Source organism: Lentzea sp. HUAS TT2, from assembly GCF_051853195.1.
Classification (GTDB): Bacteria; Actinomycetota; Actinomycetes; order Mycobacteriales; family Pseudonocardiaceae; genus Lentzea.
Genome location: NZ_CP196667.1, coordinates 2,753,638 through 2,778,416, shown reverse-complemented (window position 1 = coordinate 2,778,416; position 24,779 = coordinate 2,753,638). Strand labels below are relative to the sequence as shown.

The 24,779-nt window shown below is 68.7% G+C and carries 26 protein-coding genes; 11 read left to right on the top strand and 15 right to left on the bottom strand.

The window, feature by feature from the left end; genetic code table 11:
* The first annotated feature begins 22 nt into the window (after positions 1 to 22).
* From rnpA to ACSHWB_RS13825, 4 genes are read left to right on the top strand one after another with little or no spacing between them, the layout of a single operon-like run.
* Positions 23 to 364 carry a ribonuclease P protein component gene (gene rnpA, locus ACSHWB_RS13840; RefSeq protein ID WP_439662439.1) on the top strand — a complete coding sequence of 114 codons (342 nt, stop codon included), beginning with the start codon at positions 23 to 25 and terminating at the stop codon, positions 362 to 364.
* Complete coding sequence (gene yidD, locus ACSHWB_RS13835) at positions 361 to 618, top strand: membrane protein insertion efficiency factor YidD (RefSeq protein WP_439662438.1); 258 nt, start codon at positions 361 to 363, stop codon at positions 616 to 618. Before rnpA ends, yidD begins: the two co-directional genes overlap by 4 nt.
* A 5-nt stretch (positions 619 to 623) precedes the next feature.
* Positions 624 to 1,658, top strand: coding sequence for a membrane protein insertase YidC (gene yidC / locus ACSHWB_RS13830; protein WP_439662437.1), 1,035 nt, complete (start codon positions 624 to 626; stop codon positions 1,656 to 1,658).
* A 30-nt stretch (positions 1,659 to 1,688) separates the two neighbouring features.
* Positions 1,689 to 2,252, top strand: coding sequence for a protein jag (locus ACSHWB_RS13825; RefSeq protein WP_439662436.1), 564 nt, complete (start codon positions 1,689 to 1,691; stop codon positions 2,250 to 2,252).
* A gap of 826 nt (positions 2,253 to 3,078) precedes the next feature.
* Here ACSHWB_RS13825 and ACSHWB_RS13820 read toward each other — a convergent pair.
* Entirely contained in the window at positions 3,079 to 3,516 is a 438-nt protein-coding gene (locus ACSHWB_RS13820) for a protein-tyrosine phosphatase family protein (RefSeq protein WP_439664591.1), read from the bottom strand.
* 209 nt (positions 3,517 to 3,725) lie between these two features.
* Between ACSHWB_RS13820 and rsmG the strand changes: the two genes are divergently transcribed.
* The 3 genes from rsmG to ACSHWB_RS13805 all read left to right on the top strand — a co-directional run bounded on the left by rsmG (position 3,726) and on the right by ACSHWB_RS13805 (position 6,300).
* Positions 3,726 to 4,373: a 16S rRNA (guanine(527)-N(7))-methyltransferase RsmG gene (rsmG, locus tag ACSHWB_RS13815; protein ID WP_439662435.1), complete on the top strand. Its 648-nt coding sequence runs from the start codon at positions 3,726 to 3,728 to the stop codon at positions 4,371 to 4,373.
* 95 nt (positions 4,374 to 4,468) lie between these two features.
* A complete protein-coding gene (locus tag ACSHWB_RS13810; protein WP_093596187.1) occupies positions 4,469 to 5,344 on the top strand; it encodes a ParA family protein in 876 nt (291 codons plus the stop codon).
* Complete coding sequence (locus ACSHWB_RS13805; RefSeq protein WP_439662434.1) at positions 5,341 to 6,300, top strand: ParB/RepB/Spo0J family partition protein; 960 nt, start codon at positions 5,341 to 5,343, stop codon at positions 6,298 to 6,300. Before ACSHWB_RS13810 ends, ACSHWB_RS13805 begins: the two co-directional genes overlap by 4 nt.
* Positions 6,301 to 6,386: 86 nt before the next feature.
* Here the strand turns inward: ACSHWB_RS13805 and ACSHWB_RS13800 are convergent, their stop codons facing one another.
* The 3 genes from ACSHWB_RS13800 to ACSHWB_RS13790 form a co-directional block, all read right to left on the bottom strand.
* Positions 6,387 to 6,734 carry a hypothetical protein gene (locus tag ACSHWB_RS13800; protein WP_439662433.1) on the bottom strand — a complete coding sequence of 116 codons (348 nt, stop codon included), beginning with the start codon at positions 6,732 to 6,734 and terminating at the stop codon, positions 6,387 to 6,389.
* A gap of 111 nt (positions 6,735 to 6,845) precedes the next feature.
* Positions 6,846 to 7,790 (bottom strand): D-alanine--D-alanine ligase family protein, encoded by a 945-nt coding sequence (locus tag ACSHWB_RS13795; RefSeq protein ID WP_439662432.1) that lies wholly within the window; start codon positions 7,788 to 7,790, stop codon positions 6,846 to 6,848.
* Positions 7,791 to 7,806: 16 nt separating this feature from the next.
* Entirely contained in the window at positions 7,807 to 9,123 is a 1,317-nt protein-coding gene (locus ACSHWB_RS13790) for a PLP-dependent aminotransferase family protein (protein ID WP_439662431.1), read from the bottom strand.
* A gap of 134 nt (positions 9,124 to 9,257) precedes the next feature.
* Here ACSHWB_RS13790 and ACSHWB_RS13785 point away from each other — a divergent pair, with 134 nt between their 5' ends.
* Complete coding sequence (locus tag ACSHWB_RS13785; protein WP_439662430.1) at positions 9,258 to 9,890, top strand: GNAT family N-acetyltransferase; 633 nt, start codon at positions 9,258 to 9,260, stop codon at positions 9,888 to 9,890.
* A gap of 66 nt (positions 9,891 to 9,956) precedes the next feature.
* On the opposite strand, the gene ACSHWB_RS13780 is transcribed toward ACSHWB_RS13785, so the two are convergent.
* The 9 genes from ACSHWB_RS13780 to ACSHWB_RS13740 all read right to left on the bottom strand — a co-directional run bounded on the left by ACSHWB_RS13780 (position 9,957) and on the right by ACSHWB_RS13740 (position 20,226).
* Positions 9,957 to 11,096: an N-acetylmuramoyl-L-alanine amidase gene (locus ACSHWB_RS13780; protein ID WP_439662429.1), complete on the bottom strand. Its 1,140-nt coding sequence runs from the start codon at positions 11,094 to 11,096 to the stop codon at positions 9,957 to 9,959.
* Positions 11,097 to 11,317: 221 nt separating this feature from the next.
* A complete protein-coding gene (gene trxA, locus ACSHWB_RS13775; protein WP_439662428.1) occupies positions 11,318 to 11,647 on the bottom strand; it encodes a thioredoxin in 330 nt (109 codons plus the stop codon).
* Between the two features lie 34 nt (positions 11,648 to 11,681).
* Positions 11,682 to 12,662: a thioredoxin-disulfide reductase gene (gene trxB, locus ACSHWB_RS13770; protein ID WP_439662427.1), complete on the bottom strand. Its 981-nt coding sequence runs from the start codon at positions 12,660 to 12,662 to the stop codon at positions 11,682 to 11,684.
* A 77-nt stretch (positions 12,663 to 12,739) separates the two neighbouring features.
* Positions 12,740 to 13,492 carry a hypothetical protein gene (locus tag ACSHWB_RS13765; RefSeq protein WP_439662426.1) on the bottom strand — a complete coding sequence of 251 codons (753 nt, stop codon included), beginning with the start codon at positions 13,490 to 13,492 and terminating at the stop codon, positions 12,740 to 12,742.
* Positions 13,489 to 14,106, bottom strand: coding sequence for an RNA polymerase sigma factor SigM (sigM, locus tag ACSHWB_RS13760; protein ID WP_360047514.1), 618 nt, complete (start codon positions 14,104 to 14,106; stop codon positions 13,489 to 13,491). The genes ACSHWB_RS13765 and sigM overlap by 4 nt, the downstream gene beginning before the upstream one ends.
* Positions 14,107 to 14,224: 118 nt before the next feature.
* Positions 14,225 to 15,742 carry a protein kinase family protein gene (locus ACSHWB_RS13755; protein ID WP_439662425.1) on the bottom strand — a complete coding sequence of 506 codons (1,518 nt, stop codon included), beginning with the start codon at positions 15,740 to 15,742 and terminating at the stop codon, positions 14,225 to 14,227.
* Between the two features lie 37 nt (positions 15,743 to 15,779).
* Complete coding sequence (murJ, locus tag ACSHWB_RS13750; protein WP_439662424.1) at positions 15,780 to 17,420, bottom strand: murein biosynthesis integral membrane protein MurJ; 1,641 nt, start codon at positions 17,418 to 17,420, stop codon at positions 15,780 to 15,782.
* A complete protein-coding gene (locus ACSHWB_RS13745) occupies positions 17,417 to 19,714 on the bottom strand; it encodes a DUF6049 family protein (protein WP_439662423.1) in 2,298 nt (765 codons plus the stop codon). The genes murJ and ACSHWB_RS13745 overlap by 4 nt, the downstream gene beginning before the upstream one ends.
* Complete coding sequence (locus ACSHWB_RS13740) at positions 19,711 to 20,226, bottom strand: NUDIX hydrolase (RefSeq protein WP_439662422.1); 516 nt, start codon at positions 20,224 to 20,226, stop codon at positions 19,711 to 19,713. Before ACSHWB_RS13740 ends, ACSHWB_RS13745 begins: the two co-directional genes overlap by 4 nt.
* A 42-nt stretch (positions 20,227 to 20,268) precedes the next feature.
* Between ACSHWB_RS13740 and ACSHWB_RS13735 the strand changes: the two genes are divergently transcribed.
* On the top strand, positions 20,269 to 21,705 hold the full coding sequence (locus ACSHWB_RS13735) for a CCA tRNA nucleotidyltransferase (RefSeq protein WP_439662421.1): 1,437 nt from the start codon (positions 20,269 to 20,271) through the stop codon (positions 21,703 to 21,705).
* A 96-nt stretch (positions 21,706 to 21,801) separates the two neighbouring features.
* Positions 21,802 to 22,056 carry a LuxR C-terminal-related transcriptional regulator gene (locus ACSHWB_RS13730; protein WP_439662420.1) on the top strand — a complete coding sequence of 85 codons (255 nt, stop codon included), beginning with the start codon at positions 21,802 to 21,804 and terminating at the stop codon, positions 22,054 to 22,056.
* Here ACSHWB_RS13730 and ACSHWB_RS13725 read toward each other — a convergent pair.
* Positions 21,985 to 23,325, bottom strand: coding sequence for an MFS transporter (locus tag ACSHWB_RS13725; protein ID WP_439662419.1), 1,341 nt, complete (start codon positions 23,323 to 23,325; stop codon positions 21,985 to 21,987). The two genes, ACSHWB_RS13730 and ACSHWB_RS13725, sit on opposite strands and share 72 nt — an antisense overlap.
* Before the next feature lie 237 nt (positions 23,326 to 23,562).
* On the opposite strand from ACSHWB_RS13725, the gene ACSHWB_RS13720 reads away from it, so the two are divergent.
* Positions 23,563 to 24,141 (top strand): YqgE/AlgH family protein, encoded by a 579-nt coding sequence (locus tag ACSHWB_RS13720; RefSeq protein ID WP_439662418.1) that lies wholly within the window; start codon positions 23,563 to 23,565, stop codon positions 24,139 to 24,141.
* Between the two features lie 18 nt (positions 24,142 to 24,159).
* On the opposite strand, the gene ACSHWB_RS13715 is transcribed toward ACSHWB_RS13720, so the two are convergent.
* The gene (locus ACSHWB_RS13715; protein ID WP_439662417.1) at positions 24,160 to 24,564 is read right to left on the bottom strand and encodes an SdpI family protein; all 405 of its coding nucleotides are present in this window, start codon (positions 24,562 to 24,564) and stop codon (positions 24,160 to 24,162) included.
* Between the last annotated feature and the right edge of the window lie 215 nt (positions 24,565 to 24,779).

The following is a 24,779-nucleotide window of genomic DNA, read 5'->3' as shown; positions in this document are numbered from 1 at the left end:
GGCTGGTAAGCGCAGCGTCGTCGTGCTCCCACCGGCCGCCCGGCTCACCCGCAGCCAGGACTTCGGCCTGGTGGTCCGCCGAGGCCGCCGCGCCGGACGGCCCCGGTTGGTCGTCCACGTCTTGAAGCCTGACGTGCCCACCTTGGATTCGTCCAAGGTGGGCTTCGTCGTGAGCAAAGCAGTTGGCAACTCGGTGGTCCGTCACCGCGTTTACCGACGCCTGCGCCACGTGGTCCGCCCGGCACTGGAAGAGCTGCCGCCGGGAACTCTCGTGGTGGTCAGGGCGTTGGCCCCAGCAGCAGACGCGTCGAGCTCGGAGCTCGCCGCCGATTTCTCTTCCGCCCTGCGCAAGGTGCTGCGATGACGACGTTGCCCGCGAAAGTGGCACTGCTGCCGGTGCACTTCTACCGGAAGTTCATCTCGCCGCTGCTGCCGCCGACCTGCCGCTTCTACCCGAGCTGCAGCGCGTACGCGGTGGAAGCCCTGACAGTCCACGGCGCGTTCAAGGGAACCTGGCTGACCATCCGCCGGTTGCTGCGCTGCGGACCCTGGCACCCTGGAGGCCTGGACCCCGTTCCGCCGAGGCGGCAGGTCCCCGACGTATCCACCGAGGAGTAGCTCCCGTGCTCAACTTCATCTACTACCCGGTGTCCTTCATCTTGTGGTGTTGGCACTGGGTGTTCGGCAAGGTCTTCGGTGAGTCGAGCGGCTTCGCCTGGGCGCTGGCCGTCATCTTCCTGGTCTTCACCCTCCGCGCCATCCTCTTCAAGCCGTTCGTCGGCCAGGTGCGCTCCATGCGAAAGATGCAGGAGTTCGCGCCGGAGATGCAGAAGATCAAGAAGAAGTACCCGAACGACAAGCAGCGCCAGGCGCAGGAGATGCAGAAGCTGCAGTCCGAGCACGGCGTCAACCCGCTCGGCGGCTGCCTGCCGATGCTGGTGCAGATCCCGGTGTTCATCGGTCTGTTCCACGTGCTGCGCTCGTTCAAGCCCGGCTGGGGCGAGGTCTACTTCTTCGACAAGCAGGGCGTCGACTCGTTCGTCAACGCCAAGCTCTTCGGCACGAACCTCTCGACGTTCATCACGATGCCGGCCGACCAGCTCGCCCAGTACGGCACGGAGCGCCTGAACGTCATCCTGCTGTCGGTGCCGCTGATGATCGTGGCGTCCATCGCGACCCACTTCACGGCTCGCCACTCGGTCGCCCGCCAGAACGCCTCGGCGCTGGACAACCCGCAGACCGCCATCATGAACAAGCTGACGCTCTGGATCTTCCCCCTGGGCGTCCTCGCCGGCGGCTTCTTCTTCCCGGTCGCGATCCTGCTGTACTGGCTGTCCAACAACGCGTGGACCCTCGGCCAGCAGCACTTCGTCTACAAGCGCATCGACGCCGAGGAAGAGGAGAAGAAGGCCACGGTCGTCGAGACCCGCCAGGCCCTCGCCCCGAAGCCGGGCGCCAAGCCGGTCAACCCGAAGAAGCCAGCACCAGGAGCCAAGCCGGCCAACGGCGCCAAGCGCATGCCGACCGCAGGCCCGAGCGGCGCCCCCAAGGCGAAGCCCGCCGCGGACGCCACCAACGGCAGCTCCAACACCGAGATCCCCGGCCTGACCCCAGGCCGATCCACCAGCAAGAAGCCGGGCAGCAAGAAGCGCCGCTGATTTCGGGCGTTGCCCCGGAGAGGAGACATCGTGTCGGAGACCTTGCAGGCGACCGACGACGTGGAGGCGTCGTCGGAGGCCGCAGCCGAGTCCGAGACCACGGCCGAGCCGCAGTCGCAGACCAAGACCGAGGACCTGCTCGTCCAGGAAGGCGACATCGCGGGCGACTACCTCGAGCGCCTGCTGGATCTGCTCGACTACGACGGTGACATCGACCTGGACGTGGAGAGCGGCCGGGCCATCGTGAGCATCGACGGCGGCGAAGACCTGGCCAAGCTGGTAGGCCCCCGAGGCAACGTCCTCGAATCGCTCCAAGAACTCACCCGCCTCGCAGTGCAGCAGGAAACGGGAGTCCGCTCCCGCCTCATGCTGGACATCGCCCAGTGGCGAGCAGGCCGCCGAGCAGAACTGGCAGAGATGGGCCGCACCACCGCAGAGAAGGTGGCCGCCTCAGGCGAGCGCGCCCGCCTGCACCCCATGACCCCGTTCGAGCGCAAGGTCGTCCACGACGCCGTCGCCGCGGTCGCGGGTGTGCACAGCGAGAGCGAGGGCGAGGAGCCGCAGCGGCGGGTCATCATCTTCCCCAAGCCCTGACGGGTACAGCTTCACTCACGGCCCCTGGTCCCCACGGAACCAGGGGCCGTTTGCTGTCTGGGGCCGGACTTGCGCAGGGTGGGCGGGCGTGGAGTGGGCGGGCGTGGCCGGGCGTACAGGGGCTGAGCGTGCGCGGGTGGGCGTCGCCAGGCGGTCACCGCGCGACCGATCGAGGGATGGCTGTCAGCTGAACCAGTCGAGGCCGGGGCGCCGCGTGCGGTGGCGAGATGTCGACTCAACGCGCGACGGCGACATGGTGCCTGGACCCGGTGACTTCGACGCGGTGGCGGGACCTGGTGGCGTGACGGGATGGCTGGGACGCGGATGGTCTGACCTAGTGACCGGACCGGCGACCGGACCCGGCGGCGGACGCGCTGGCTCGACGCGAGGAGATCGCAGAGTCCGGGCAGTCAAACGATGGCGAAGCCAATCGGCCCCTGCCTCAGCCGCCCTTGCCCAGTTGCCCCGACGGCAGAGCCGAACCACCCTGCCACCGACCGCAGTGGCGAAGCAGAGGCGTCCCTCCACGCGACCGGTCGCGACGGCGAAGCCGAGCCACCGTGCCGCCAGACGCAATGGCGAAGCCGAGGCGTGTGAACCTCGGCCTGCCGGGCACGACCTACCCAGCTACCCACGCAAAGACGACCACCCGCCCGCAAGGCGACCACCCCGCTGGAACCGGAACAGGCCAACGCAAGCCGACCCGCGCGCTCTAAACCGCCCGCCTCTCGCAAGGCAACTACTCGCCCGGCCGGCGACCACCCCGACTGGAACAGGAACCATCCCGGCTACCCGTCGCCCGGCACCCGCGTTCCACGTGAAACACCTACCCCCGCCCAGCCCACCAAGAAGCCAACCACTCCCCCTGCTCCACCGTGTCCGGTACCGCCCGCCCTCGAGCGGCGGCAATCAACCCCCAAGCCTCCCCAGGCTCAACCCCATCCATCCCCAGCAACAACCCAGCCAACAACGAAGACCGCCCGATCCCAGCCCAGCAGTGAAACACCACATGCCCCCCACGCCGGTACAAAGAGTGGAGCGGCCGGACCACCGAGACCGCCGCCTCAACATCCGGCACCCCCCGATCCTCGATCGGAAAACACACGTACTGCAGCCCAGCCGCCACAACCACGCGCTCCTCCAAAACCAGATCGCACTCGACCCGCTCCGAATCCGTCTGGGCCGACACGACCACATCCACCCCAGCCCGACGCAGCGCCCGAACCGCCCCCTCCAAGTACATCCCGCCAGCCGGATGACCCATGGTCGACACGACTCCAGGACCGGGCCGAGCCACGGTGTAGAGCATCGAACGCAACTTTCCCCCAAGTTTCACGTGAAACGGCGCTCAGGATTTGGCAGAGCACACGGTCGATCCGTCATGATGGTGCCCTGGCATTCGCCAGCTTTTCCACCGGCCGCCGGAACGTCGCCGCCGCGTGGTTTCACGTGAAACGCTCACGGACGGAGAACATGGCCGGGGAGTTGCCCGACAACGCGAAGCTCGTCTTCGGTGAGCACGTTGAGCGTGCCGCCGAGTTCGTCAGGCTCCTGGAGGAGCACGGCGTGGAGCGCGGACTCATCGGTCCTCGCGAAGTCGAAAAGATTTGGGATCGGCACGTGCTCAACTCGGCGGTGATCGAGGAGCTGTTCCAGCCCAACGAACGTGTCGTTGACGTCGGTTCGGGCGCTGGGCTGCCGGGTGTGCCGCTCGCCATCGCTCGGCCCGACCTGAGGATCACGCTGCTCGAGCCGATGGCGCGCCGCATCGCGTGGCTCGAGGAAGTGAAGGAACGGCTCCAGCTCGACAACGTGACGATCCTCCGCGGGCGCGCGGAGGAGGGGCCGATCCGCAAGCAGTTGTTGAACTGCGATGCCGCTACCGCGCGGGCGGTGGCTCCACTGGAGAAGCTGACGAAGTGGTGTCTTCCGCTTCTTCGTGGCGGTGGGCGGATGGTGGCGCTCAAGGGTGAGCGTGCGCAGGAGGAGCTTGAACGCGACGGCGAAGCGGTGCTCAAAGCCGGGGGTACCAACCCGCACGTCGTCGTCGTGGGAGCGGACGTACTTGAGGTGCCTACGACGGTGCTCATCGTGGAGCGCCAGCAGCGGAGGGTTCGGTGAGCGTGTATCCGGAGTTCCAAGCAGCCGATGTTCCACGTGAAACGAAGCCCTCCAAACCCAAAGCCAAGCCGACCAACAACGGAGATGACAGCGCCGTGGTGTGGACCCCGATTGCAGAAGAGGCGGCTCGTGCGGCAAGCGTGCTGCACCCCGACGAGTCACTGCTCCCCCGCCCGACCCATCGCCGGGTGATGACCGTCGCCAACCAGAAGGGTGGCGTCGGCAAGACGACGAGCACGGTGAACCTCGCCGCCGCGCTTGCGATCCACGGGCTCAAGACGCTCGTGATCGACCTCGACCCCCAGGGCAACGCCAGCACGGCGCTCTCCGTCGAGCACCGCAGCGGCACGCCGTCCGTCTACGAGGTGCTGATCGGCGAGATCTCCATCGCCGAGGCGGCTCAGGTCAGCCCGACGTCGCCGAACCTCTTCTGCGTGCCGGCGACGATCGACCTCGCCGGTGCCGAGATCGAGCTCGTCTCGATGGTGGCGCGTGAGTCGCGGCTCAAGGAGGCGCTCTCCCCCGAGGCGCTCGACGCGTTGCAGCCCGACTACGTGTTCATCGACTGCCCGCCGAGCCTCGGCCTGCTGACGGTCAACGCGATGGTGGCGGCGCAGGAGGTCCTCATCCCGATCCAGTGCGAGTACTACGCGCTGGAGGGACTGAGCCAGCTGCTGCGCAACATCGAGCTCGTGCAGCAGCACCTCAACCCTGACCTGTCGATCTCCACGATCCTCCTCACGATGTACGACGGCCGCACGAAGCTCGCGGACCAGGTGACCAGTGAGGTGCGCGGTCACTTCGGCGACGTCGCCCTCAAGACGGTGATTCCGCGCAGCGTGAAGGTCTCCGAGGCGCCAGGATTCGGGCAGACGGTGTTGACGTACGACCCGGGCTCGCGCGGTTCGATGAGCTACCTCGACGCTGCCAAGGAGATCGCGATCCGCGGGGCCAAGAAGGAGGGCGCATGACCGAGCAGCGCAAGGGCGGACTCGGGCGCGGCCTGGCCGCACTCATCCCGCAGGGTCCGCCTGCCGGTGCACCCAGCACCATCCGGCCCGCCGTGGCCGGGAACGGGGCCAAGGCCCAGCAGCCGATCGGTGAAGTCGCGGGGGCGGTGTACCGCGAGATCGCGGTGACCGCGATCAGGACGAACGCCAAGCAGCCGCGTCAGGTGTTCGACCAGGACGCGATCGACGAGCTCTCGTTCTCCATCAAGGAGTTCGGGCTCATGCAGCCCATCGTGGTCCGCGAGCTGACCGCGGACACGTTCGAGCTCGTCATGGGTGAACGCCGGTGGCGTGCCACGCAGCAGGCCGGGCTCAAGACGATCCCGGCCATCGTTCGGCAGACCGCCGACGACGTCATGCTGCGCGACGCGTTGCTGGAGAACATCCATCGCGTCCAGCTCAACCCGCTCGAAGAAGCGTCGGCCTACCAGCAGCTGCTGGAGGAGTTCGGCGTCACGCACGAGGAGCTCGCGGACCGCATCGGCCGCAGCCGCCCCGTCGTCACGAACACCATCCGGCTGCTGAAGCTCCCCCTCCCCGTTCAGCGACGGGTCGCGGCGGGCGTGCTGAGCGCCGGGCACGCGCGGGCACTGCTCGGCCTGGACGACGCGGGAGCGCAGGAAGACCTCGCGGCACGGATCATCGCCGAGGGCATGTCGGTCCGCGCGACCGAAGAGGCGGTCACGATCGCCAAGAACGAGAAGCCGGCGAAACCGAAGCAGGCACCGCGCAAGCAGCTGCACGCGCCGGGTCTGCAGGAACTCGCCGAACGCCTCTCAGACAACTTCGACACCCGTGTGAAGGTCGAACTCGGGCAGCGAAAAGGCAGGATCGTCGTCGAATTCGGGTCAGTTGATGATCTTCAAAGGATCATCGGCATGATGAGCCCAGAAACGACAATTCGGACATCGGAGTAGGCCCATAGGATCACCCACGGGCCTTATGTCACGGTGACGATGACGCCCCGCATCCAATCGGATACGGGGCGTCACCTATTTGTCGATCAGTAGATACGGACCCTCGTGACCGTCAGACCACCGATCTGGACGACCTGACCGCTGTCGAGGACACGGCGAACGGTGCTGCCGTTCCTCTCGGTGTACTCGACCCACCCGGCGTTGTCGCCGGCCTCGATGCTCGACGAACGCGGGAGCGTGACCCCGAGCTCGCCGATCTCGCCGTAGCAGTTGGCCCGCTGCGCGCCGGACCCGTCCACCCAGTTGATCTTCACGACGTCACTCCCCGCCGAGCACGAGACCTGTTCGGTCGCGAACGCCGGCGTGGTGACGCAGAAGGTCGTCGCCATCGCGGCGACGAGCGTGAGCATGCGCAAGGTGTCCCCCTTGATCAATCCCTCTCCGCGCGCAGTGTGACAGCGACGGCGGACCCCAGACCAAGGTTTTCGGCACAAACAAAAAGTGCGGCACCGAGAAGCTCAGCACCGCACTTCCGGCCGGAGAACTCAGCGAGCGACAGCCCGCTCGATCAACCCGGCGTAGATCTCCCCCAACGACTGCCCCGCCGCCTCGACCGCCATCGGCAGCAGCGACGTCTCGGTCAGCCCCGGCGAAACGTTCACTTCGAGGAAGTAGACGGTCCCGTCCTCCGCCACGATCGCGTCGGTCCGCGACACGTCCCGCAGCCCGAGCAACCGGTGCGCCGCGACCGCGAGCTCCCCGACCGACTTGGCGGCGGCAGCGTCCAACCGAGCCGGCGCGTGGAAGTCCGTCAGCCCCGCGGTGTAGCGAGCGGTGTAGTCGTAGACCCCGCTCTCCGGAACGATCTCGACTGCCGGCAGCGCGTACGGACCGTCCGGTCCGTCGACCACCGCGACCGCCACCTCCACGCCGGAGATGAACTGCTCGGCCAGCACGGTGTCGCCGTACGCCAGGCACCCGACCATCGCGGGCGGCAGCTCGGCGGCGTCACGGACGACCTGGGCGCCCAGCGCGGACCCGCCCTGGTCCGGCTTCAGCATCAACGGCAGCCCCAGCGTCGAGACCATCGCGTCGAGCACCGGCTTGGCGCCCAGCTCCCGGAACGTCGCGTGCGGCAGCACGATCCACTCCGGTGTCGTCAGTCCGGCGCGGGCCAGCTCGGCCTTCGCGGTCGGCTTGTCCCACGCCCGCCGGCACGCCCGCGAGTCCGTGCCCACGTACGGAACTCCGAACATCTCGAGGATCGCCTGCACCGACCCGTTCTCACCCTCACCGCCGTGCAGGGCGACCACGACGGCGTCCGGGCGGTGATCCTTCAGCCGGGTCAGCAGGGACGCGTCGGCGTCCCACTCCTCCACCGTCACACCCGCCGACCGCAGGGCAGCCGACAACCGGCGGCCGGAGCGGATCGAGACTTCACGTTCGTGGGAGAGCCCACCGGACAGCACAGCGACCATGCGGTCAGCCACAGCAAAACTCCAAGGATCAGGCGGTGTCGGGCGAAGGGGTCTGCGGGCCGGACAGCTGACGGCCCGTCGTCGCCCCGAAGGTCGCGGCCAGCTGCATCTCGTCCTCGATGACGTTGGCCAGGCGGCGGACGCCCTCGCGGATGCGTTCCGGCGTCGGGTAGCAGTACGAGATCCGCAGCTGGCGGGAGCCGAAGCCGTCCGCATAGAAGCCGGTGCCGGACGCGTAGGCGACCCGGGCCGTCACGGCGCGCGGCAGCATCGCCTTCGTGTCGATGCCCTCCGGCACCGTCACCCAGACGTAGAAGCCGCCGTCGGGAATGTTCCACGTGGAACCTTGCGGCATGTGCTGCTCGAGAGCCGAGATCGCCGCGTCCCGGCGTTCCCGGTACGCCTCGCGGTACGTCTTGATCTGACCCTTCCAGTCCTGGGTCGACAGGTACCGGGAGACGATCATCTGGTTCAGGGTCGGCGGGCACAGCGTGGCCGACTCGGCCGCCAGCACCAGCTTCTCGCGCACCGCGTGCGGGGCCAGCACCCAGCCGACCCGCAGACCGGCGGCGAACGTCTTGGAGAACGACCCGAGGTACACCACGTTGTCCGGGTCGAGTGACCGCAGCGCCGGGTAGGTCTGCCCATCGAACCCGAGCAGCCCGTACGGGTTGTCCTCCACGACCAGCACGCCGTAGGTCCGGCAGATCTCCAGGATCTCGGCCCGCCGCGACACCGCCAGCGTCACGCCGGCCGGGTTGTGGAAGTTCGGGATCGTGTAGAGGAACTTGACCCGCTGACCAGCACGACGACAAGCCTCCAGCGCCTCTCGCAGCAGCGAGGGCACGAGACCGTCAGCGTCCATCGCGACGTGCACGACCTGGGCCTGGTACGCCGTGAACGACCCGAGAGCGCCCACGTAGGAGGGTCCCTCCGCGATCACCACGTCACCGGGGTCGCAGAAGATCCGGGTGACCATGTCGAGGCCCATCTGCGAGCCCACGGTCACCACCACGTCGTCCGGGTGGCCGTTGATGCCCTCCAGCGCCATGACGTCGCAGATCTGCTCACGCAGCAGCGGGACACCGTGCGCCGAGCCGTACTGCAGGGCCACCAGGCCCTCGGACGCCACGAGCTGACCGATCTCCGCGGACAGCGACTCCAGCGGCAACGCGGCCAGGTGCGGCATGCCGCCGGCCAGCGAGACGACCTCGGGGCGGGACGCGACCGCGAACAGTGCCCGGATCTCCGATGCCGTCATCCCTGCCGTGCGCGCTGCGTAGCGGCGGAGGTGGGGGTCAAGGCTTCTGGGGCCCTGCTTGGCGGGCTGTCCGGGCACAGTCATGTGGGACTCCTGTATAGGAAATGTCCCGAGCGAGTGTAACCGTCGTCCCGTTCAGGGCACGCGCCTTCCGGGTTCCGTCACATTCGCCTACCCTCGTATGGGTTCACTGTGTGTGTTAACGGGTGGAGGTCGGGGTGTCCCGTCGCGTCGTGGGCGTCACGCTGGACAACCTGGAGCATCTCTCCAAGCACAGCAGGACGTGCGTTTTCTGGGAGCTAGCTCCTCACCTGCGAGAACAGGCTGAGGAATATGGCGACACCGAATTCGAGAAGGAAGCCTGGGTCTCCAGCGTCCTGCTCGAGTGGGGTTCGTGCGGTCGCCTGATCTACTGCGACGGCATCCCCGCTGGTTCGGTGTTCTACGCACCACCGGCCGCCGTGCCGCGCAGCGCCGCCTTCCCCACGTCCCCGGTGAGCCCGGACGCGGTCCTCATGACGTCGCTGGACGTTCTCCCGGAGTTCCGAGGGGGAGGACTCGCGCGCGTGCTCGTGCAGGCCGTGGCGAAGGACCTGACCCGTCGTGGCGTGAAGGCCATCGAGGCGTTCGGCGACATGCGCCCGGACGACGAGGGCGCCAGTTGCGTCACGCCCGCGGACTTCCTCACGAGCGTCGGCTTCAAGACCGTGCGCCCGCACCCGCGCTGGCCGCGGCTGCGCATGGAGCTCCGCAGCTCCATCACCTGGAAGGAAGACGTCGAGGCAGCTCTCGAGCGGCTTCTCAACAGCGTCACCGTCTCCACCGCGGAACCGAGCTTCCGCCCTGCCTGATACGCACGCGGGGCCCTTTCGTACTGACATGCAGTACGAAAGGGCCCCGCGTGCGGTTGAAAAGCGTCAGCCCTTGGCCATCTCGTAGCGCAGCAGGTCGTTGAACGTGAACGTGCCCGTCGGCTGGTCGTCCTTGCCGAGCAGGTAGAGGCGCTTCACCGCCACGAGGATGCCCTCGGCCACGATGTCGCGGAAACCGGGCGTCGCCAGGCGGGCGCGGTCCTCCGTGTTCGTCAGGTAGCCGACCTCGACGCGGACGGCCGTGCAGCGGGTGAGCCGCAGCAGGTCCCACGTCTTCGGGTGCGAACCGCAGTTCGACATCGACGTGCGGGCGGTGACCTCGCGCTGGATGAACCCCGCGAGCGCCTCACCGACCGTGGACGACGTGCCGTTGCCCGTGCCGTAGTGGAACGTCGACACGCCCTGCGCGTTCGGCGACGAGTTGCCGTCGCTGTGCAGCGACAGGATCAGGTCGGCGCCCGCCTCGTTCGCGAACCTGGCGCGCTCCGCCTCGTCCGGGCAGTTGTCCGGACCGCGCGTGAGCAGCGCCTCCATGCCGGTGGCGGCCATCTTGCCTTCGAGACGGCGTGCCAGGTCCAGCATCAGGTCGGCCTCGGACAGGCCGTCCACGACGACGCCTCGGTCCTGGCCACCGTGGCCGGGGTCGATGACGATGCGCTTGCCGGACAGCCGCGAGCCCGCGCCGCGCAGCTTCTCCTGCTCGCGCAGCAGCTGCGGACGGCCGCCGCGGACCTTCGGCTGGAGCTGACGCAACGCGCGCACGGTGTCAGGACCGCACATGCCGTCCACGATCAGTCCGTAGTCGCGCTGGAAGTTCCTCAGCGCCTGCTCGGTCTGCTGGCCGAACACGCCGTTGGCGCGTCCGGCGTCGTAGCCGAGCTCCAGCATGCGTTCCTGCAGGGCGAGCACGTCGTCACCGGTCGTCGGCTGCGACATCAGGAACGCGAGCGGCCGGTCCCCCAACCGGAACGTCGCGTCACGCAGCGAGCGATAGGTCGCCGGGCCGACGATGCCATCGATGATCAGCCCCCGCTGCTGCTGGAACGCGCGCACGGCGTGCTCGACCTGCTGGTCGAACACCGGCGGCGCCTGTGGGTCGGCCGGCGGAAGCAGTCCGAGCCTGGTCAGGGTCGACCGGATCTCGGCAACATCACTTCCGACGTCCCCGCGGCGGAGCAGCTGCATGCACCCTCGCTCGACTAGGGCGCCGAACTTGGTCGGCGCGTCAGTTGGGAAGTCCTCATTGTGCCCTGTTCCGCAGAGTGATCGATGCAGGGCTACTCACAGTTGTACCGAGATCACGGTCCCGGCACCGAAAACGAACGTGACCCGCTCGTCTTATCGATAGACGGGCGGGTCACGTTGCGCGTTGCAAAGAACTTCTCAGCCCTTGCAACTTTCCGGCCTCAGTCGAGGACGTCCGACAGGTCCTTCAGCAGCGCGGCCTTGGGCTTCGCGCCGACGATCTGCTTCACCGGACGGCCGCCCTGGAACAGGATCAGCGTCGGCACGGACATGATCTGGTAGTCGCGGGCGATCGACGGGTTGGCGTCGATGTCGACCTTGGCGATGGTGATCTTCTCGCCGTGCTCGGCCGCGATCTCCTCCAGCACCGGCGCAACCATCTTGCACGGGCCGCACCAGGTCGCCCAGAAGTCGACCAGCACGGGCTTCTCGCTGGTCAGAACGTCGTCCGCGAACGACTTGTCGGTCACCGTGACGGTGGCGCCTGCCATGTTGATCTCCCTCTAACTCTTCGCAGCAGTTGGTTCAGTTGCTCTTGCCGTAGCCGCCACCGACGGCCTCGGCGGCGATCTCGGCTTGCTCGGTGCCGTGCTCGGCCAGCCACCGTTCCGCGTCGATCGCGGCGCTGCAACCGGAGCCGGCGGCGGTGATCGCCTGGCGGTATTCGTGGTCGACGAGGTCGCCGGCGGCGAACACGCCGTCCAGGTTCGTGTAGGAGGACTTGTCCTTGGTCAGGACGTAACCCTCCGCGTCGAGGTCGACCTGGCCCTTGACCAGCGCCGAGCGCGGGTCGTGGCCGATCGCCAGGAAGAAGCCGGTGACGGGCATCTCGGACTCGGCGCCGGTCTTCGTGTCCTTGATCTTGATGGACGACACGGTGCCGTCACCCAGCACGTCGGTGACCTGCGTGTTCAGCTGCCACTTGATCTTCTCGTTGGCGCGGGCGCGCTCGAGCATGACCTTCGAGGCGCGGAACTCCTCGCGGCGGTGGATGACCGTGACGGACTTGGCGAAGCGCGTGAGGAACGTCGCCTCCTCCATGGCCGTGTCGCCGCCGCCGACGACCGCGATGTCGTGGTCGCGGAAGAAGAAGCCGTCACACGTTGCACATGCGGACACACCGCGGCCGAGCAGCTCCTGCTCGCCGGGGATGTTCAGGTAACGGGCGGCGGCACCCATCGCGAGGATGACGGCCTTGGCCTCGTACTCGACGCCGTTCGCGACGACCTTCTTGATCTCACCGGTCAGCTCGACCGACTCGACGTCCTCGGCGCGCAGCTCGGCGCCGAAGCGGATGGCCTGCTCGCGCATCTGCTCCATGAGCTCGGGGCCCATGATGCCGTCGCGGAAGCCGGGGTAGTTCTCGACCTCGGTCGTCGTCATGAGGGCGCCGCCGTACTGCGATCCCTCGAAGACCAGGGGCTCCAGCTGCGCGCGTGCCGCGTAGACCGCAGCGGTGTAGCCCGCAGGGCCCGATCCAATGATGATCACGTTGCGCACGCTCACGGCTCTGCAACTCCTCGATCTCGTCGTCTGTCTGGCTCAACGGATCGTAGGTGCAGCTAATTCCGTGACTTCCGCGACTACCTCTGGCCGATGGTGGTGTTCGCCAGAACGCCTTCCGGCTTGTCCGGTCCGCAGTTCTTCGGGTCGAGCACGACGAGCCTGAGCTGGCCAGGACCGCCACCGCCGGGGAGGATCGCCATCACGGCCGGTCCCCTGCCCCTGAGGTCGATGGGGCTGATGCCGAGAGGCTTGGCCGCACCATTGATGCCGCCGCCCTTGAGACAGCCGGCCAACCGGTCGGGAGTCTCCAGCGTGCCGTAGTTCTGCGCCTTGAGCACGTCACCGACCGCGGCGCCCAGGTTGTCCGGGTCGACCGCGAGATCGGGTTGCGCGTTCGAGGGGACGGACGTCGCCTGCGGAGGCTGTGCGCTGTCGTTCGAGGGCGTCTGCGAGCCCGGCGACACGGCCAGCACGATGCCGAACGCCGCCGCGGCGGCCACCAGCACGCCACCGCCGAGGCCCAGCCTGCGGTTGCGGCGGCTGCGGGCCTCGTTCAGCGACACGACCGGTGCGATGCCGGGACGGGCCTCGGCGGCCAGTGCGGCGTCGATCCGCGCGGCCACGTGGTCGGGCATCGGGATGGGCGGCAGCGAGTGCAGGTCCTCCAGCGTGGCGTCGAGCGCACGCAGGATCTCCACCGCGTCGGCGTCCGCCTCCACCCTCGGGCGCAGCTGTGCGGCGACCTCAGGGGGCAGCACGCCCGCGTGCAGGTCCGCGATGAGGTCGATCGACCACGGCGGACCCATCGGCACGCGCTCCATGCCGGTCATCGGCCCTCCCACTGACGTTGCTCTTGCACATTCACACCGTCAGCTGGGACGTTCGCATCTGCGATTCGGTTCCTGAGGTGCCCGAGAACTTTGGCCAGCTTGGCGCGACCTCGCGCACACCGGCTCTTGACCGTGCCCTCCGCGATGCCGAGGATCTTCGCCGTTTCCGCGACGGAATACCCCTCGACGTCGACGAGCACGATGGGCGCCCGCTGCTCTTCTGGCAGCTCCATCAACGCCTGCTGCACCATCAGGCTGGTCTCGCGGTCGCTCATCGCGTCACGGGGCGCGACGGGCTCGCCTGGACCGGCCTCGGGCAACGGGACTGTCGGTCTTGTTTGTCGCCGTCTCATCCGATCGAGGCACGCGTTCACCACGATCCGGTGAAGCCAGGTGGTGACCTGTGACTCCGCGCGAAACGACGACGCCGCCCGGAAGGCCGAGATGAACGCCTCCTGCAGCGCGTCCGCGGCCTCCTCAGGGTCCCGCAGCGTGCGCAACGCCACCGCCCACATCCGGTCGCGGTGCCGTTTGACCAGCTCCGAGAACGCGTAAGGGTCACCTGCGGCGTGGGCCGAGATGAGATCGGCGTCCGAGCTGGCTGCGGCGGTCACGGAACGCACTTTAGCGAGCGTGATCACAGATCACCCGGACAGGGCTACTCAGGCGGTTTCGAATCGCACGCGGGGCGCTTTCGTACTGCATGTCGGTACGAAAGCGCCCCGCGTGCGGTCACTGGGCGCGGGTGTAGAGGATCTCTCGGATCTCCGACTGGTTCTTGCCGCCGCCCGTGCTCGTCAGCTGCGTGATCCAGATCAGCACGTGCGCGGTCGGCTCGTGCTCGTTCAGCTGGATCTGCGTCTGCCCGTCCGACAGGTCGGCGACCCCGATGACCTTGGTCTCCTCGATCGGCGAGTCCAGCGCGGAGGCCGCCCTGATCTCGACGTGCGTCCCCTTGCTGGGCGAGGTGATCGTGATCGAGGCCAGCTTCACCGGCTCCGCGAACGACGCCATCAGCCCGATGCCGGGCTTGAGCGTCGGGAACTGCTGGAAGTAGTTGTCCGTCCGCCAGAACGTGGTCGCGTTGTTGTCCGCGGCCCTGCTCGCCTGGTTCGGGTTGTCGGGCTGGTTCGTCACGTCGTAGACGCCGATGGCGGCCGGCTGCACCGGTCCCGCGGGCGCGGGCGGAGGCGCGGTCTGGCCGTTCGAGCCCGGCTGGTTGATCACCACGGTCGGGCCGCCGCCCTTGGACGGCTCGTCGCTGAAGAACCCGACGATCTGCACGCTCAGCCACACGATCACGGTCAGCGTGGCCAGTGCGAGCACGCCGACGCTGATCCACAGCTTCTTCTTCTGCTGCTTGTCCTGCCTCGGCCGCTGCGTCGTCCACACGACCTGGTCGTCGTCATCGCGTGACGCCGCCACGGCCGGGATGAGCGAGGTCTGGGCCTCCTCGGCCGCGATCTGGTCGAGGACCTGCAGGATCGCCGCGGAGGTGCGGATGCCGCCCACCGACGTGTCTTCCAGCGAGCGCACCGCGACGGACGACAGGTCGTGCGGCAGGTACGGGTGCAGCGCGTTCGGTGCGACCACGGACCCGTCCGGCCCGGTCGGTGCGACCGGCACGCCCTGGGGGCCGCCCGGCAGCGCCCACCGGCCGGTGAGCAGCAGGTACAGGATCGCGCCGAGGCCCTTGACGTCGTCGCGCGCGATCGCGTCCGGCCGAGGACCGGGGAACGCGAGGCGCAGGCGGCCGTCCGAGGTGACCCGGATGCGCTGCGGGTGGTCGGCGCCCAGCACCAGACCGGCGTGGTGCGCGCCCTCGATGGCGGCGCCCAGCGGTTCGAGCAGGCGGGTCGCGGCGCCCGCGGGCAGCGGGCCCTCCGCGATGAGGTCCATGAGGTCGGTGCCCTGGGTCCACTCGGCGATGACGATGCCGAGGATGCCCTCGTCGGGGCGGATGCCGGTGCCGGGCGTCAGCACGTCGATCACCCTCGACACACCGGGGTGTGTGAACGACGCCGCGTGCATCGCGCGTTCGACCGTCCGGCGGGCACGGGCCGCGGAGTCGTTGTCCGCCAGATCGCCCAGCAGCACCGTCAGCGCCACGTCCCGGTTGAGCTGACCGTCCCGCGCGCGCCACAGCTCCGCGTTCGACCTGGCGTCCGCGCCGGATTTCGCGAGCAGCCGGTAGCGGCCATTGCCGATGACGCCGCCGGGAACCAGCGCGGCGTGAACTCCGCTACTCACGGAGACGAGGGTACGGGACGGCGCTCACGGACTGGAGTCACCTTCGCCGCACCAAACGGTTGATCTTGTCGATCGCCGGCTTCATCTCGGGTACCCGGAACGCGGCCAAAAGGCCGAACGCGAGCGGCAGACCGATCAGCGTCACCAGAATGGTCTCGAACCAGGCGGCCACGACCGGGTTCGAGAAGTCGATCAGGTCCAGTACCAGCAGGTTCACGCCCTTGGCCACCGCGAAGGCCACCGCGGACGCGACCACCGTGAGGCAGACGGTCCAGATGGTGAAGCCGGTGCGCAGCCGGCCGAGGCGGATCCGCAGCCACACCTGGCCGACGATCGCGCCGAACACGAAGCTCAACGACATCGCGATCGACACGCCGACAGCGAGCTGCTCTGGCTCGGAGACCGCGAGGAAGAAGTAGAGCAAGCCGATCCGGACCGCCACGATCAACGCCTGGATCAACGTCGGCGTGCGCGCGTCCTTCATCGCGTAGAAGACCCGCAGCTGCAGCAGCGTGACCGCGTAGGGCACCAGTCCGAACGCCGACAGCGCGAGCGCCAGGCCGACCGCCGTGCCGCCGTCCACGCCCGACTTGCCGAACCCGAACGCGGCGAGGCCGATGGCCACACCGGAGACCGTCATCAGCACGCTGAACGGCATCAGCAGGATCGACGACATGCGGTTGCCGAACAGCAGGTCGCGCACGATCGCGTCGTTGTCGTTGTTCGCCGCGGCCCGGCTCATCTTCGGCATCAGCGCCGTGAGCAGCGAGACGCCGAGCACGCCGTAGGGCACCTGGGCGATGAGCCACTGGAAGTTGAACGCCGTCAGCGCGCCGTCGCCGTGCGTCGCGACCTTGGTCAGCACCGTCATGCTGGCGAAACCGAGGCCGACGTAGAGCAGGACCCAGAAGGCCAGGTTGCCGAACTCGGCGAGCCGCGCGTCCCAGCCGAACCGCCACTTGAACCGGAACCCGGTCCTGCGCAGCGCAGGGAACAGCACCAGCGCCTGCACGGCGACACCGAGCGCGGTGCCGAGGCCGAGGACCAGGACGTGGGCGTCGGTCATGGAGACCGGGTTGAGCGTGATGTCGCCGGGCAGCAGCCAGTAGACGCCCAGGACGAGCATCACGACGACGTTGTTCAGCACCGGCGCCCAGGTGGGCAGGCCGAACACGTGCCGGGCGTTGAGCACCGCGCCGATCAGCGCGGTCAGGCCGTAGAACACGATGCCCGGCAGCACCAGGTAGGCGAACGCCGTGACCAGGTCGCGGTTCGCGTTCGGCGAATCCGCGATGAACAGCGAGGTCAGCAGCGGCGCGCAGGCCACCGCGAGCACCGTGCCGACGCCGAGGATCGCCGTGCCCATGCTGATCAGCCACTGGGCGTACGACTCACCGCCGTCGCCGTCCTCCTTCTCGGCGCGGACCAGCAGCGGGATCGCCACGCTGGTCAGGATGCCGCCGAGGAGCAGCTCGTTGATCATCGTCGGCAGCGTCGAGGCCGCCTGGTACGAGTCGTTGAGGGTGCCGATGCCCAGTGCCGCGACCAGCAGCACCTTCGACAGCAGGCCGGTGACCCGGCTGACGATCGTCGCGATCGCCATCGAGCCGCTGGCCCTGGCGACCGACGGCTCCTGCTTCTGCTGTTCTGGCTGGGTGGTCGTGGCTGTCTCGCTCACGCGCTCGACTTCTCCGGTGTCACGTTCTCGATGGACGGTGCGTCGCCGTTCTCGCCGTTGCGAGCGCGGACCCTCTTGTAGATCCGGCGCCCGGAAAGCAGGACGAGCGCGATGCCGGCGATCACGGTGATGATCACCGTGATGGTGCCGTAGGCGGACGACGACACCTCCAGCTTGACAGTGTCCCCGAGCGGGACGCCCTCGGGAGTGGTCAGCCGGACGTTCACCGGGAACCGGCCGGACCGCAGCACCTCGACGGGCACGCGCACGACGCGCTCGCCGCGGGCGGGAAGCACCTGGTCGGCGAGGTCGAGCTTGCGGATGCCGGGGGTGTCGGCGAGGGTGATCCTGACCGTCACGCGGACGTCGAGCTTGTTCGTGATCGTGACCGGGATCGGGCTGTCGCCGGAACCCAGCAGGATCGGGCTGCTCGGCTGGGTCACGCCGACCATGCCGGTCAGCGCGTTGAGCTCGTTCTGGCTGACGTCGGCCGCGGACCTCGCGCCCTCCTCGTTCGACCGCCACGCGCCGGACATCACGCGCAGCAGCCCGAGCCACAGCGGATCGGCCAGGTCGCCGGGTGCCGCGTGGGCGCTGTCCTCCTGCTGCATGGCCGCGACCAGGCCGTTGAGCTCGATGCTCTGGTTCGTCACGGAGTCGGAGATGATCGACGAGATCTCCCGTGCGCCGGCCTCCGGCGGGTAGGCGATCTTGGCGTTCGCCGCCTGCGGCGTGGCCGTGGTCAGCTCCTCGAGCCCCGTCTGGGTCGCGTAGCCGCCCGCCAGCAGCTTCTGGGCCGTCGTGAGGAACTCGGTCATCTCCGAGACCGGCGCGTGCCAGCGGCGCGGCGGCGCGACCAGCACGTTGCGGCCGTCGCCCTGCCATCCGGCGCGGAACACCAGTGCCGCCAGCGCGTTCTGCACGGACACCGGCTGGCTCTCGATCGGCGCGGTGACGCCGGACAGCGTGCGCGGCCGCGAGTCACTGCCCTGCAGCGCGTCCGAGACCATCGAGTCGATCTTCACCGCGGTCACCGGGGTCTTGCCGGCGACACCCACGGGTCCGGTGCCCGGCGCGTCGGCCAGTCCGGCCGGGTCGAGCAGCAACGACTTCGCGCCGGGGTAGCGCTTGTCCGGCTGCGGCGTGACCAGCTCGTCGAACGTCGACTGGTCGAGCACGCCGTCCTCTGGCCACACCAGGTCGGGCAGCGGCCGCACGCCCAAAACGTCCTGGATGAGCTTGGGGCCGTCCGTCACCGCGAGGGTGCGCATGGCGGCGAGCTTCGCCCTGTTCAACGCCACGAGGTCGGCGTCGGCGTACGGCAGTGCGACGACACAACGGCCCGTCACGGCGAGCTTGAGCCGGTCGAGCCACAGCTTGGCCTCGCTCCTGCCCTTGCCCTCGGCGCCGCCACGCAGGCGGTAACCGGTGCTCATGGCCTGCACGGTGCGCAGCAGATCTGGGTCGATGGCCAGGCACATGGCCGTGCTCATCGAGGAGATCGCCTGCTCGTAGGCCTGCAGCAGGCCGTACAGCCTGCCGTTGACCGAGAGCGACGTCGCGAGCTCGTCGTCGATCAGCTCGGACTGGCCCTCGCCGCCGAGCCGGACCAGCCGGGGACGGTCCACGATCGGCCACAGCACCGTCAGCTTCGCGCCGGCACCGGGCTTGCCCTTGGTCTCGCCACCGGGGACCCCGAGCACGGGCAGCAGCGTGGACAGCGCCGCGAGCCGCGCCTGGCCGCCGTAGTCCGGCCTGCCGTTGACGTTCGCGAGGATCGGGTAGATGCCGGGCTGGTCGACCTCGAGCGAGGTCGGTTCGGTGCCACGCAGCGGCACCTCGAGGGTGAAGTCCTTCTGCTGGCCGGGCTCCAGCTCGCCGGCGACCGGCGTGAACTTGGGCTGCACGGCCTCGGCGGCCGCGGGCTCCCGCAGCGCCTTGCGCAGGTCGTCCTCTGTGCCGAGCGGCTCACCGCGTTCCAGCCGCAGCACGATGTCGAAGACCTTGCGGTCGCCGACGTTCGCGATCTTGCCGGTGATCTTGACGGTCCCCGGTGAGTCGCTCGTGACGAACCGCGGTGTGAGCTGGTCGATGTCGAGCCGCAGGAACTGCGGCTGCGCCTGGCCGGGCTGGGCGGAGAGAGATCTGGTCGCCCACACCTGTGTGGCGGGCGCGGGCATGAAGGGCAACGCGTCGATCTCGTCCGGCTGCGACTGCTGGGCGCCAGCGGGCGGCGCCGTGATCACCACGAACGCGGCGACAGCGGCTGTGCAGACGAGTTTCCTCAGGCTCACGCCGACTCCGCCCCTTTGTGGCAGCGGTCGGCGAGCAGTTCGGCTGCTCGGCGGACCAGACGGCGCTCATCGGCATACGCGAGTCGCTCGTCCAGCTCGCCGAGTGGCACCCACGCCACCTCGGTGACCTCCACGTCTTCGTCGGAAAGCTCTCCCCCCGTCGCTTCGAGGAGGAAGTGGTGAACCGTCTTGTGCACCCGGCGGTCGTCTGCGACGAACCAGTAGTCGATCGACCCCAACGGGCGCAGCACCCTGCTATGAATACCGGTCTCCTCGGCGACCTCGCGCACCGCGGTCTGTTCCGCGGTCTCGCCCGCCTCGATGTGACCCTTGGGCAAAGACCACAGCAACCGGCCTCGCCGGTCAAGTCTCCCGATCACCGCGGCCCGCTGCTCTCCGTCGAGCACCAGGCCACCAGCCGACGTCTCGTCGACGGTCTTGAGCCTCCGGCCCCGCCGCCTCTTCCTGCGCCCCGGTTTGGGACTCCCGGAACGTGCGGCTGACGGGGGCATACGGCCGATCGTACTTACGAACCTTGAGTACGCTGGTTTCTCGTGTCTCGATCGCTCCAGCAGAATGCGGTGGTGGAAGCTCCCGCAATTACACCAGTCGTCGCTGAGCTGGCCGCTCGGTTCGCAGCCGAGGGCAAGCGCCTCTACCTCGTGGGTGGAAGTGTGCGCGACGCCGTGCTGGGGCGCCCGACGAACGACTTCGACTTCACGACGGACGCGCGACCTGCGGAGATCCAGAAACTGCTGAGCGGCTGGGCCGACGCGCAGTGGGACACCGGCATCGCGTTCGGGACGGTCGGGGCGTCGAAGCACGGCGAGATCATCGAGATCACGACCTTCCGCGCGGACGTCTACGACGGCGTGACCCGCAATCCCGAGGTGAGCTTCGGCGACTCCATCGACGGCGACCTGGTCCGGCGCGACTTCACGGTCAACGCGATGGCGTTCGACATCGCGGCGAGCGAGTTCGTCGACCCGACCGGCGGCCTCCAGGCTGCGCGGGACGGGGTGCTGGACACCCCGGCGACCCCGCAGGAGTCGTTCGGCGACGACCCGCTGCGCATGCTGCGCGCCGCCCGGTTCGTCTCCCAGCTCGGCTTCACCGCCGCGCCTCGGGTGATCGAGGCGATGCGTTCGATGGCAGGCCAGCTCACCCGCATCACGCCGGAGCGCGTGCAGGTGGAGCTCTCGAAGCTCCTGTGCGGCGCGCACCCGCGCCGCGGCATCGAGCTCATGGTGGAGACCGGGCTGGCCGACATCGTGCTGCCCGAGCTCACGGCCATGAAGCTGGAGATCGACGAACATCATCAGCACAAGGACGTCTTCGACCACTCCCTGGTTGTGCTGGAGCAGGCAATTGATCTTGAAGAAGTTGATCACTCACCCGATCTGGTGCTGAGGATCGCCGCGTTGCTGCACGACATCGGCAAGCCGGCGACCCGGAAGTTCGAGTCAGGCGGCGGTGTCTCGTTCCACCACCACGAGGTCGTGGGCGCGAAGATGGTCCGCAAGCGCTTGCGGGCGCTGCGGTACTCGAAGGAGATCACCGAGGACGTCGCGAAGCTCGTCTACCTGCACCTCCGCTTCCACGGGTACGGCGGCGGCGAGTGGACCGACTCGGCCGTGCGCCGCTATGTGACGGACGCCGGTGACCTGCTGACGCGGTTGCACAAGCTCGTCCGTGCCGACTGCACGACCAGGAACAAGCGCAAGGCGAACCTGCTGCGCCGGACCTACGACTCTCTCGAGGAACGCATCGCGCGCATCGCGGCCGAGGAAGACCTCGCGCGCGTGCGTCCGGACCTCGACGGCAACGAGATCATGAAGCTGCTCGGCCTGGCGCCGGGCCGCGAGGTCGGTGCCGCGTGGAAGTTCCTCAAGGAGCTCCGGCTCGACCGCGGACCGCTGGACCGCGACGAAGCCGAGGCCGCGTTGCTCGACTGGGCGCGCGAACAGGGGATCACGCCACCCGCTTCGTGACGCATTGTGAGCGAATGGAATCCCCGCGTTAGCGAAGTGTCAGCGCGGGGATGCACCATGGGAAGTGCGCTAGGGGGCGCATTGGGGGTGGTGCAGATGTTCGCTTGGGGACTTTCCGCAGGTCCTGCCGTACGGGACCTGGACGTGCTGACCGACGACCAACGCGCTGTGCTGCGGTGCATCGCGCGGGGTCACGCGGACCACGAGATAGCGCGCGTGCTCGGCATCGGGCAGCAACGGGTGGCTGACGAGGTGGCCGACATCCTGCGGCGCCTGGATCTACCCGATCGGGTGGCCGCGGTCGTCTTCGCGCACGAGGCCGGCATGTTGCACCTGCCGTTTCCGCGCTGACAGCAGCAGGTAGGCGGCCATGCCGACCAGGTAGAGGCTCGCGGCGACGAGGATCAGGCCGGGCGAGCGCCCGTCCAGGGGGACGACCGTCGCCGTGATGGTCACCGCGGTGACCTGCGCGATGTTGAAAAGGGTGTCGTAGAGGGCGAACACACGCCCGCGGATCTCGTCACCGACGTCGTGCTGCACCGCGGTGTCCACGCAGAGCTTCACGATCTGACCGGCGAAGATGATCACGAACCCGGCCAGCAGGATGGTCGGCAGCGTCATCGGCAGCCCGAGCCCGACCTGGGCGGCGGCCGTGAGCAGCAACGCTCCGCAGATCGTGCGCCTGACGCCGAACCTGTCGACGATCCGGTCGGTCAGGATCCCGGCGAGCAGCACACCCGCGCCACCGGCGACGGCGACCTCACCGAGCCCGCCGATGCCGGCCTTGAGGATGCCGACGTCCTCCAGGCTGTAGCGCATCAGCAGCAGCGTGATCATGAGGCTCATGCCGAACGCGGCCCGGTGCGCGAGCAGCGCGGCCAGCCCGGCCGTGACACTCGGCGTGCGCCAGGTGGCCTTCGCACCGTCCACCAGACCGCGGGCGACAGCCGTGATCGCGTGCGGCGGCTCGTCGACCTCGTCCGGCCCGAGCACACCAGCCTTGAACCGGCTGGCGATGAACGCGCTGAGCAGCAGCCCGACCATCGCGATGCTGGTGGTCCACCCCGAACCGCCGTCCCCGGCGCCGAGCAGCGTCCGGAACCCGATGGCGCAGGCAGCGCCGATCACGGCCATGACCGCACCGGCCGTCGTGGTCAGCGCGTTCGCCTCGACCAGGTGGTCCTCGTCGACGACGTGCGGCAGCGACGCCGACAACCCCGACCCGACGAACCGCCCGATGCCCATGACGATGAGCGCGGACACGTAAAGGGGAACCCCGCTCAGCCCAGCACCGACCGCCAAGGCCGTGAGCAGCACGAACGTCGCGCGCAGGATGTTCGCCACGACGATCACGCGCTTGCGGTCCCACCGGTCGAGCAACGCCCCGGTGAACGGCCCGATCAGCGAGTACGGCAGCAACAGCACCGCGAACCCGGCCGCGATCGCCGCCGGATCGGCCTGCCGTTCGGGGTTGAAGAGCACAGCGCCGGCGAGCCCGGCCTGGAAGAGCCCGTCACCCCACTGGGAGGCGAGACGTGTGGCGAGGAGCCTGCGGTATGCGGGGATGCCGAGGAACCGGCGTGATCCCCAGTGGTGCTTCTCCACCGCAAGCGTTGTCACCGCTGCACTGTATGCGCGCCCGGGTTAAAACCACGAAAGCCGGACCTCACGGTCCGGCTTCCCTGGGCCGGATGCCAGGTCGCCTCACGGCGCGGCGCACTACGCGGCTCCAGCCGAACGGTATTCCGCGAAGGCGGTTGTCTGTTGAGCCCGGGGGACACAAAGACATCCGACATCTCAGTCTAACGGGACGCGGGCCTGAGTTGTTCCGGCGATCACGGGTGATTTCATGGTGACGTGCGTCCCGATGACGAAGTCGAAGTCGAGCCAGGCTCCCTCTTGGTAGCCGCTCCGAGCCTGAACGACCCGAACTTCACACGCACCGTCGTCTACATCATCGACCAACGTCCAGAGGGGACCCTCGGCGTAGTGCTGAACCGCCCCTCCGACGTTGCGGTGCACGACGTGCTGCCCCCGTGGGGCTCCCAGGTCACCAAGCCGCAGTGCATCTACATAGGCGGCCCGGTCGAGCAGAAGACCGCGCTGTGCCTGGCGGCGTTGAAGCCCGGCACCGATCCGTCCACGGTGGAGGGCCTCGTCAGCGTGCAGGGCCCGGTGGCACTCGTGGACCTCGACGCCGAACCGGACGACCTCATGCCGCTGGTGCGCGGCCTGCGGGTGTTCGTGGGCTACAGCGGGTGGGGCGAGGGCCAGCTCCAGGGCGAGATCGACCGCGGCGACTGGATCGTCGTGACCGGACTGGCCGACGACGTGCTGGCCGGCGCGAACGTCGACCTCTGGGGCCGGGTGCTGCGCCGGCAGGGGATGCCGCTGGCGCTGCTGTCGACCTACCCGAAGGACGTCCGCGAGAACTGATTCACGTGAAACGTCGCGTTACAGACCAGCGAGCGGCGAGCAACCGCCACCACCGCAAGCACACCCGCCGCAACCCTTCGGCTTGACCGGCTCCGGCACGAGCGCGGCCGCCCGGCTACCGACGATCCCGCCGGCGAACGCGATCGCCAGCGCACCGATCAGTCCGATGATCCCAGCGGTGACGGCCAGGTCGGCCATCACGAACGCCATCGCGCCCGACACGATCGCCACGACGCCCGCCGCGACGTTCGGCACCCCGGCAACGCGGTTGGCCAGCGCGAACGTCTCCTCGTCACGCACGGCGGCGGCGGTGCGCACGCCGACGAAGCGGTTGCGGCGCAGCTTGCCCTGCAGGCCCAGCAGACCGACCGCGCCGAGAGCGACGCCGAGCACACCCAGGACGACCGACAGCACGAAGTTCACCCCATGAGGGTAAGACGAATCCCCGGTTCACCCGGCAGTCACCCCTGCCAGGTGTGCCGCAGGCCACCGCCCGGTTCATCGAGCTTGCGCTGCGCTGATACCGTTGATGACATGAGCACGGCCCGCCTGCTCCTTATCTAGCCGCGACGACTGATCGAAGAGACGGTCGGCGCGGCCACCCTCCATGCCCTGTCTGGGCTGGGGGGTTTCGTCAT

Bases quoted from the DNA above. Each gene is read 5' to 3' on its own strand.
- yidD (WP_439662438.1), top strand. From the start codon at position 361: ATGACGACGTTGCCCGCGAAAGTGGCACTGCTGCCGGTGCACTTCTAC.
- ACSHWB_RS13730 (WP_439662420.1), top strand. From the start codon at position 21,802: ATGTTCGCTTGGGGACTTTCCGCAGGTCCTGCCGTACGGGACCTGGAC.
- ACSHWB_RS13790 (WP_439662431.1), bottom strand. From the start codon at position 9,123: ATGACTGTGCCCGGACAGCCCGCCAAGCAGGGCCCCAGAAGCCTTGAC.
- ACSHWB_RS13740 (WP_439662422.1), bottom strand. From the start codon at position 20,226: ATGCCCCCGTCAGCCGCACGTTCCGGGAGTCCCAAACCGGGGCGCAGG.
- rsmG (WP_439662435.1), top strand. From the start codon at position 3,726: ATGGCCGGGGAGTTGCCCGACAACGCGAAGCTCGTCTTCGGTGAGCAC.
- ACSHWB_RS13780 (WP_439662429.1), bottom strand. From the start codon at position 11,096: ATGCAGCTGCTCCGCCGCGGGGACGTCGGAAGTGATGTTGCCGAGATC.
- ACSHWB_RS13820 (WP_439664591.1), bottom strand. From the start codon at position 3,516: ATGGGTCATCCGGCTGGCGGGATGTACTTGGAGGGGGCGGTTCGGGCG.
- trxA (WP_439662428.1), bottom strand. From the start codon at position 11,647: ATGGCAGGCGCCACCGTCACGGTGACCGACAAGTCGTTCGCGGACGAC.
- ACSHWB_RS13765 (WP_439662426.1), bottom strand. From the start codon at position 13,492: ATGACCGGCATGGAGCGCGTGCCGATGGGTCCGCCGTGGTCGATCGAC.
- ACSHWB_RS13805 (WP_439662434.1), top strand. From the start codon at position 5,341: ATGACCGAGCAGCGCAAGGGCGGACTCGGGCGCGGCCTGGCCGCACTC.